This window comes from Sulfuriferula sp., from assembly GCF_054605375.1.
The window spans coordinates 1-7,127 of the sequence record NZ_JBTSEG010000055.1; the positions used below are offsets into that span (position 1 = coordinate 1).

9 protein-coding genes, 2 pseudogenes and 1 other annotated feature are annotated in these 7,127 nt (G+C 55.5%); of the genes and pseudogenes, 5 read left to right on the forward strand and 6 right to left on the reverse strand.

Annotated features, from left to right (window positions below; genetic code table 11):
- Positions 1-224 (forward strand): annotated as a pseudogene (locus ACYCZJ_RS16155) (hypothetical protein); the annotation flags it as partial.
- Here the strand turns inward: ACYCZJ_RS16155 and ACYCZJ_RS16160 are convergent.
- The 5 genes and pseudogenes from ACYCZJ_RS16160 to ppa form a co-directional block, all read right to left on the reverse strand.
- A pseudogene (locus ACYCZJ_RS16160) lies at positions 150-796 on the reverse strand (DDE-type integrase/transposase/recombinase); the annotation flags it as partial. The pseudogenes ACYCZJ_RS16155 and ACYCZJ_RS16160 sit on opposite strands and share 75 nt — an antisense overlap.
- Positions 404-518 (reverse strand) — a sequence feature (AL1L pseudoknot). (Overlaps the previous pseudogene by 115 nt.)
- Complete coding sequence (locus ACYCZJ_RS16165; protein WP_461555258.1) at positions 696-1,145, reverse strand: DEAD/DEAH box helicase family protein; 450 nt, start codon at positions 1,143-1,145, stop codon at positions 696-698. The pseudogene ACYCZJ_RS16160 and the gene ACYCZJ_RS16165, both read right to left, overlap by 101 nt.
- A complete protein-coding gene (locus tag ACYCZJ_RS16170) occupies positions 1,034-1,606 on the reverse strand; it encodes a type I restriction endonuclease (protein WP_461555259.1) in 573 nt (190 codons plus the stop codon). Before ACYCZJ_RS16170 ends, ACYCZJ_RS16165 begins: the two co-directional genes overlap by 112 nt.
- 42 nt (positions 1,607-1,648) lie before the next feature.
- A complete protein-coding gene (locus ACYCZJ_RS16175) occupies positions 1,649-2,221 on the reverse strand; it encodes a metallophosphoesterase family protein (protein WP_461555251.1) in 573 nt (190 codons plus the stop codon).
- A gap of 46 nt (positions 2,222-2,267) precedes the next feature.
- Positions 2,268-2,816, reverse strand: a complete 549-nt coding sequence (ppa, locus tag ACYCZJ_RS16180; protein ID WP_461555252.1) for an inorganic diphosphatase — start codon at positions 2,814-2,816, stop codon at positions 2,268-2,270.
- 49 nt (positions 2,817-2,865) lie between these two features.
- Here ppa and ACYCZJ_RS16185 point away from each other — a divergent pair, with 49 nt between their 5' ends.
- Positions 2,866-4,086 (forward strand): DNA polymerase Y family protein, encoded by a 1,221-nt coding sequence (locus ACYCZJ_RS16185; RefSeq protein ID WP_461555253.1) that lies wholly within the window; start codon positions 2,866-2,868, stop codon positions 4,084-4,086.
- A gap of 5 nt (positions 4,087-4,091) precedes the next feature.
- Here ACYCZJ_RS16185 and ACYCZJ_RS16190 read toward each other — a convergent pair whose 3' ends face one another.
- Positions 4,092-4,421, reverse strand: a complete 330-nt coding sequence (locus ACYCZJ_RS16190; protein WP_461555254.1) for a hypothetical protein — start codon at positions 4,419-4,421, stop codon at positions 4,092-4,094.
- A 99-nt stretch (positions 4,422-4,520) separates the two neighbouring features.
- Here ACYCZJ_RS16190 and ACYCZJ_RS16195 point away from each other — a divergent pair, with 99 nt between their 5' ends.
- The 3 genes from ACYCZJ_RS16195 to ACYCZJ_RS16205 all read left to right on the forward strand — a co-directional run bounded on the left by ACYCZJ_RS16195 (position 4,521) and on the right by ACYCZJ_RS16205 (position 6,941).
- The gene (locus ACYCZJ_RS16195; RefSeq protein ID WP_461555255.1) at positions 4,521-5,012 is read left to right on the forward strand and encodes a hypothetical protein; all 492 of its coding nucleotides are present in this window, start codon (positions 4,521-4,523) and stop codon (positions 5,010-5,012) included.
- Between the two features lie 191 nt (positions 5,013-5,203).
- Positions 5,204-6,097 (forward strand): DMT family transporter, encoded by an 894-nt coding sequence (locus tag ACYCZJ_RS16200; RefSeq protein WP_461555256.1) that lies wholly within the window; start codon positions 5,204-5,206, stop codon positions 6,095-6,097.
- Positions 6,090-6,941: a methylated-DNA--[protein]-cysteine S-methyltransferase gene (locus ACYCZJ_RS16205; protein ID WP_461555257.1), complete on the forward strand. Its 852-nt coding sequence runs from the start codon at positions 6,090-6,092 to the stop codon at positions 6,939-6,941. The genes ACYCZJ_RS16200 and ACYCZJ_RS16205 overlap by 8 nt, the downstream gene beginning before the upstream one ends.
- Positions 6,942-7,127 lie beyond the last annotated feature (186 nt).

A 7,127-nucleotide genomic window follows, 5' to 3' on the forward strand; every position in this document is an offset into this window, starting at 1 on the left:
TGATTCAGCAACTGCAACAGAAGGCCATCCCGGTACAACAGGCGTGTCGAGTCCTGTCGGTGAGCCGTGCTGGCTATTACCAGTCGTTACGACGCCCGGTGAACGCCGCTCGGTTGCAGGCCACCATTCACCTTAAAGCGGCCTTTGCTGCCAGTGCTGCCGACCGAGGGTTCTATTCCGGCCGAGGCTCGCCGCTCGGTATAGCGGATGGAGACGTACTGTGAGCCTCGGTCGCTATGGTGCACCAAGGTTCCCAGCTCCGGCTGACGCGCATACAACGCCTGCTCCAGGGCATCGAGCACAAAGTCCGTGTGCATCGCGCGGCTCACCCGCCAGCCCACAATACGCCGGGCAAACACGTCGATGACAAAAGCCACATACAGCCAGCCTTGCCAGGTGGAGACAGCAATCTGCAAGGCCTTGCAGATCGGCTCGACCCCGTGGGTGTCGCGATGCTGGTCGATGAACGATCTCAGGATTTGAGTTTGCGGTCGAGCTCCGCCTGGGCGAAAAAAGCGCTGGCAAGCTTCAGGATCTCGTTGGCGCGGCGCAGTTCCTTCACTTCGCGCTCCAGCGCCTTGATACGCCCGCGTTCTTCGCTGGTAACGCCAGCCCGTTGCCCGGAATCGACCTCTTGTCTGCGAACCCATTCAAGCAAGGTATGGGCCGAACAGCCAATCTTCGGTGCGATTGATTCAATGGCAGCCCATAGGGATGGATAGTCTCCGCGATGTTCTAGCACCATGCGGATTGCTCGCTCTCGGACTTCGGGGGAATATTTGTTCGATTTGTTCATGGCTCCATTCTCTCAAGATTTGGAGCCTCCTCAAAACCCGGGGCGATTCATTATACAACTCAGTAAATTTGCGATTATCGTCCAACGGCACGTAGGACATCATTTCCTGTTCGGCCTGCTCACCAAGATTTTTGGTATCCACCAGAAACAGGATGCGCTTGCCGTGCGCGTGTTTGAGCAGGCGATAAATGGCGGTGATCGCAGTGTAAGTTTTGCCAGCGCCGGTTGCCATCTGAATCAAGGCGCGGGGGCGGCCGGCCTTGAACGAGGTTTCCAGCTTGGTGATGGCGGCTTCCTGGCAATCGCGCAGGCGCAGTTCATTGGCAGGAAGATGGTTCGTGTTAAGTATGGAATGTGCTGCAAACGCTCGCGCAGGCTGGTGCCTTGCGCTAGCCATTCCTTGAGCGTTGCCGGGCGATGGAAGCAGAACACTTCGCGTGAGCGTGGCTTGGGGTCGCGGCCATCCGTGAAGCGAGTGATGATGCCGGTGCTCTCGTAAAGAAAAGGCAGAGGCGCTTTGTTATTGACCCATTTTAATCTGGCTGCCGCATAGCCTTCGGTTTGCCTTTCAATATCGGTAATCTTGTGGCCAAGGTCTTCTCTTTTAGCCTCGATCACACCCACCGCTTTTTTATCCACAAACAGCACATAGTCTGCCGGGCCGACATCGGTCTGGTATTCGCGCACCGCCTGACCCTGGCTGGCATTGAGGTCGATCCTTTTATTGTCCTGAACAGTCCATCCCGCCTGCCGTAATAGCGCGTCGATGGTGTCGCGGGCTTTTTGTTCAGGGTTCTGGTTTGACGTCATGGCGCCTGGTCGGTTTTTGCAAAGATGAACCTGGTTAGATTGTTACCCGCCGCGCTCTGAAGTATGTGAGGCAACCCGCGTCAGGTTGGTCAGTTCATTCGGTGCGGCCGGTACGTCGCAAACTTCAAATTGCATGGTTTCCAGATCACCCATGATGTAGGTGGGTGGCGCGCCGACCCCGCCTACCGTACCGGGGTTGAGCATCAGGCTCTGGCTGCCGCTGACGTTATCCACATGCCTGATTTCGGCACGGTGATCATGCCCGCAACACACCAGATCGTAATCGCCGGTACAGGCCATGGCACGCGCGTAATGCGGATAGTGGACGATGAAAATCTTGCGTCCACCCAGCTCGATTTCGGCATCCTGACCGTAATAGCGAATCACGCTGCCCTCCTCCGCGCCCAGGCGTGACAGGTTGAACATGTCGCCGGTATTGTTGCCGTGGATGACATGCACCGGCAAGGCGAATTTTTGCAATGCGCGCAGTGTCGTCGGCGCAACCACGTCGCCGCAGTGCAGCACGGCCTCGGCACCACGGCCGAGTGCGTCCTCGACAGCAAGCGCCATCAGGCGGCGATTATCATGGCTGTCGGAAATGATGCAGATTTTCATGCTGGAACGCCTCAAAAAAGGGCCGCTGGCTGGCGACTCTGGCGGATTAAAATGCGGGCTTGTCCGCAGCGGCGTTGTAGCGTTCCACCCCGGCCATGATTTCGGCCTTGGCTTCATCGGCACCGACCCAGCCTTCCACCTTGACCCACTTGCCGGTTTCCAGATCCTTGTAATGCTCGAAGAAATGGGAAATCTGTGCCAAGGTCAATGCAGGCAGATCCTGGGGTGTATGCACATTTTTGTAGAGCGAGCAAAGTTTGTCTACCGGCACGGCGATGAGTTTGGCATCAATGCCCGCCTCGTCGCTCATCTTGAGCATGCCGACGGTACGGCAACGCACCACCACGCCGGTAATCAGCGGCACCGGCGTCATGACCAGCACGTCCACCGGGTCGCCATCCTCGGACAAGGTATGGGGAATATAGCCATAATTGCAGGGATAATGCATGGCGGTAGACATGAAGCGATCCACGAACATCGCGCCGCTTTCCTTGTCTACTTCATACTTGATGGGGTCGCCATGCATGGGAATTTCGATGATGACGTTAAAATCGTTGGGAACATCCTTGCCAACGGGGACCAGATTCAGACTCATGCGTTAAACCTTTGCTTTCCGTACACTACAAAAGCCGCAATTATACCGTATGCTTCGCTCGCTCTACGTTGATTTCAATTCCTATTTTGCCTCGGCGGAACAGCAGGCCGAGCCCGCGCTGCGCGGCAAGGCCGTGTGTGTGGCGCCGGTGGTGGCTGAAACGACCTGCTGCATCGCGGCCAGTTACGAAGCCAAGGCTTTCGGCGTCCGCACCGGCACCCCTATCCATGAAGCGCGCAAATTGTGCAAAGGCATTCGCGTTGTGCCGGCACGCCCCGCCATGTATGTGGAATATCATCATAAACTGGTGGCTGCGGTGGAATCCTGTACCCACGTAGAGGCTGTCTATTCGATTGATGAAATGCACTGCGAACTCACCGGCAGCCAGCGCATACGCGCCAACGCCGAAACGCTGGCGCACAAAATCAAGCGCACCATATATGACACGGTGGGTACAGAATTACGCTGCTCGATCGGCATTGCGCCCAACCTGTTTCTGGCTAAAACTGCTTCCAATATACGCAAACCGGACGGGTTGACGGTCATTGAACTCAACGACTTGCCCGATTGCCTGTACCCATTGACACTACGTGATATCAACGGGGTCGGGCGACAAATGGAAAAACGCCTGAATCAGGCCGGGATCCATACCTTGCGCGACTTATGGGCTGCCGACAAGCCCCGGCTGGCACGCGCGTGGGGCAGTATTGAAGGCGAGCGCATGTATGCCAAATTGCGCGGTGAATGGCGCCTGCCCACACCCAGTCCGCGCGCCAGTATCGGACATTCACATGTACTGGCACCGGAAATGCGTAACGACCACGCGGCTCATTCGGTGCTGCACAAACTATTGCAAAAAACCGCCGTGCGTCTGCGCGGTCACGAACTGCTGGCGGGTGCCATGCAGGTCAAGGTGAAATACCTGCGCTACCCATCCTGGCACGAGAAAATCAGCTTCGACCACACCTCCGATACGCTTACCCTGACCGACGTGCTCGACTTGCTGTGGCAGAAAAAACCAGCACTGCGTGACGATCCGCTGGCGGTCGGTGTCACGCTCACACGTCTGGCTGAAGCGGCATACCACACGCCGTCACTGTTCGATACCGGCATTGCACGCAGCAAGCTCAATGCCACGGTAGACAAACTCAATGCCCGTTTCGGCAAAAATGCAGTGTATTTCGGTGCCGCGCATGACGCGCTCCAATCCGCGCCCATGCGCATCGCATTCAGCCACATTCCTGATCTGGATACAGAAAGCGACGAATAATTACGTTACGGGTAGATGCTATTGCCCCGTGTCGGATCAGGTAAATAGGCGATCGGCCGGCTGCGCAGACCAGCCTGTGCAGCAAAATTGCGGGCCGCACCGGCACTCACTGTCTGCGAATCGAGTTCTCTTATTTGTGCAGCATCATATTGCGCGGCCTTGAGTTTTTCCTCATCCAGACCGCGAATTCCCGCCGTGGAAACAATTTGTCCTGTGCCCAATGCACCGGCCGATTGCGGCCGCGTGCCCATGGCGTGGGCTGCAGGCAGCAGCCAAATGCCGGTTGTGGCGAAAATAAGTGCTGTCTTCATTAATAAATGACGTATACGCATCATCTTTACCTCGCACTACGATTTAGCTGTTTGTGACGAGTACAACTCGACTTGGCTATCCAGTCAAGTTAATCTCATGGAAAATTCCGCACACTAAAAACCATGCCTACAAAAAATGTCCTGCTTGCCTTGATCCTGATCGCCTGTTATCAGCCCGCTTCAGCCTTTGAAGTCGGCGAATTCAAAAGCGGCATGACCCGCGATCAGCTCAAAACCACACTCAAGTCCTGGAATTTTGAAAACAAGGTTGAATCAGGTGATACCCTGATGGCGTATGACTCATCGGATAGTCCGGCAGGCCGTCGCTATGTATTCCTTTTCTGCAATGACAAGCTGGTCGGTTTCGATCAGGAAATGGTGGCTTCCTTCAGTAATTTTGTGACCATTACCGGCAATTTCAATACCCAGTATGGCAACCCGCTCAAAGTCATCGCGCTCCATAACGTAGTCGGTGCCGGCGAGAAAAATACCATGGCGATCTACTGGCGCAAGATAAGCGACATCATTGGCGTGCGTTACATCCTGCAACCCAATAGCGAACAACTCACCACCACCTACCAGGTTAGCAACAACTGCTGGCAGGCGCCCAGATAAAACTCGGCAGAACTTGCCGCCAATGCGGACGGAATCGTCACCACAGCTGTTCGGCCGTTGCCGTTTCGCCCCATCAGTCACGCGTGCATCGCACTTCTTTTTTCCCTATCATCAATACAGCAAGAATCGGGTGGAAACACGCCCCATACTCAGCGATACTGCCTCTGAATTAACCACTATCTGGATGCTTCGTGAACCTCGCCAGCCTTGTCAGACTGATCACCCTCGCCGCCATCTGGGGCGGCTCCTTCCTGTTTACACGCATCAGTGCACCGGTGCTGGGACCCGTCATCCTGATTGAATACCGTGTTTGCCTGGCTGCCGCATTTCTTGCCATGATGGCCATTGTGCTGCGCAAGCCACTTAATGCCAGGCAGCATTGGCAACACTACCTCATGCTGGGGATATTCAACGGCGCCATACCATTCCTGCTGTTCGCATTTTCAGCGCAGACGTTGTCGGCCTCGGCCATGTCGATTCTGAATGCCACCTCACCCATATGGGGAGCGGTAATCGGTGCAGCATGGGCGCGCCATCCATTGAATGTGCGTACCATATTTGGATTGATGCTGGGCATTATCGGTGTCGGGCTGGTGGTCGGATTTGATCACCTGACCGCGCAACGCGGCGCCGGAATCGCCATCACTGCAGCATTACTGGCCGCATTTTCGTACGGAATCGCCACCACCTATGCGAAGACCGCGAAATCAGTGGACAGTTTTTCCAACGCGCACGGCAGCATGTGGGCAGCTGGTCTGATGATTGCGCCCGCTGTCCCATTTGCTCCCGTTCATGCCGCGGCTGGCGGCGGTGTCATGCTGGCCGTCATTGCTCTCGGCATCGTGTGTACCGGCATTGCATTCCTGCTCTATTTTCGCCTGATACGCGACATCGGAGCCACCTCAGCACTGACGGTAACGTTCCTGATCCCGGTATTCGGTATTCTATGGGGCAGACTGTTTCTGCATGAAGTCATTACCCTGGGCATGGCCGCCGGTTCATGCATCGTCATCCTCGGTACGGCATTGGTCACTGGCTTCAACCCCCTCGCGCTATTGCAACGCAGGGTACCCAGCAATGCGTAACACGCTGGCCGATCAGGCGCGCCAGTACGAGATGGTCGCGCGCGCCATTACCTTTATACGCGGCAATGCGCGACGCCAACCTACCCTCAATGAAATTGCAGACAAGCTTGGTCTGAGCGAATTTCATCTGCAAAAAATCTTCTCGGAATGGGCCGGTGTCTCGCCCAAGCGATTTCTGCAATATGTCACGAAAGAGCACGCCAAACAGGCGTTGCGTGCATCGAAAGACTTGTTGTCGATCACACTGGAAGCAGGATTATCAAGCCCGGGCAGATTGCATGATTTGATGGTGACCTGCGAGGCCATGTCGCCAGGCGAAATTAAAAGCGGAGGCGCGGGCCTGCAAATCGGATACGGCTCCGCACCTACCCCATTCGGAGCCGCTCTCATCGCCTGGACAACACGCGGTATCTGCCATATTGGTTTTATTGAGGCGAATGCAACAGCAAACGCGGTCATCGCCCTCCAGCAAGACTGGCCAGCAGCATCTTTGCAGGAAGATCAGGCCCGCGCATTGCAGCTTGCGGCGGCAATTTTCATTCCCGGTTCAGCAACGCAACCCTTGCATTTGATGTTGCGTGGTACCAATTTTCAGATCAAGGTATGGGAAGCCTTGATATCAATTGCGCCAGGTGAGATTGTCTCGTATACCCGGTTCGCACAAATGGCGGGCATACCCAAGGCGCATCGCAGCATTGGCACCGCCATCGGCAAGAACAACATTGCCCTGCTCATTCCCTGCCATCGCGTCATCCGCGAAAGTGGAGAAATCAGTGATTATCGATGGGGAGCAGAACGAAAAGCGGCGCTGATCGCATGGGAGGCAGCGCTGGCCTCTAGATAAAGTAGCATTTGGATTGATCGTCCAGGGTGGCGCCGGGTCAAGACAACTCGTTGCCCAGTTCGAGCCTGTAAATAATTCTGTGTAACTGCCCCGCGTTTAAATATGTCCTTGAAGTCGATCCTCGAAGGCGATAATAAATCGGCTCATTGCATTGCGCCAGTTCTGGATGGGCATGGTCCATTTTTT

Excerpts from the sequence above, each read along its gene's own strand:
- ACYCZJ_RS16170 (WP_461555259.1), bottom strand. The coding sequence starts at position 1,606 with ATGACGTCAAACCAGAACCCTGAACAAAAAGCCCGCGACACCATCGAC.
- ACYCZJ_RS16175 (WP_461555251.1), bottom strand. The coding sequence starts at position 2,221 with ATGAAAATCTGCATCATTTCCGACAGCCATGATAATCGCCGCCTGATG.
- ppa (WP_461555252.1), bottom strand. The coding sequence starts at position 2,816 with ATGAGTCTGAATCTGGTCCCCGTTGGCAAGGATGTTCCCAACGATTTT.
- ACYCZJ_RS16185 (WP_461555253.1), top strand. The coding sequence starts at position 2,866 with ATGCTTCGCTCGCTCTACGTTGATTTCAATTCCTATTTTGCCTCGGCG.
- ACYCZJ_RS16190 (WP_461555254.1), bottom strand. The coding sequence starts at position 4,421 with ATGATGCGTATACGTCATTTATTAATGAAGACAGCACTTATTTTCGCC.
- ACYCZJ_RS16195 (WP_461555255.1), top strand. The coding sequence starts at position 4,521 with ATGCCTACAAAAAATGTCCTGCTTGCCTTGATCCTGATCGCCTGTTAT.
- ACYCZJ_RS16205 (WP_461555257.1), top strand. The coding sequence starts at position 6,090 with ATGCGTAACACGCTGGCCGATCAGGCGCGCCAGTACGAGATGGTCGCG.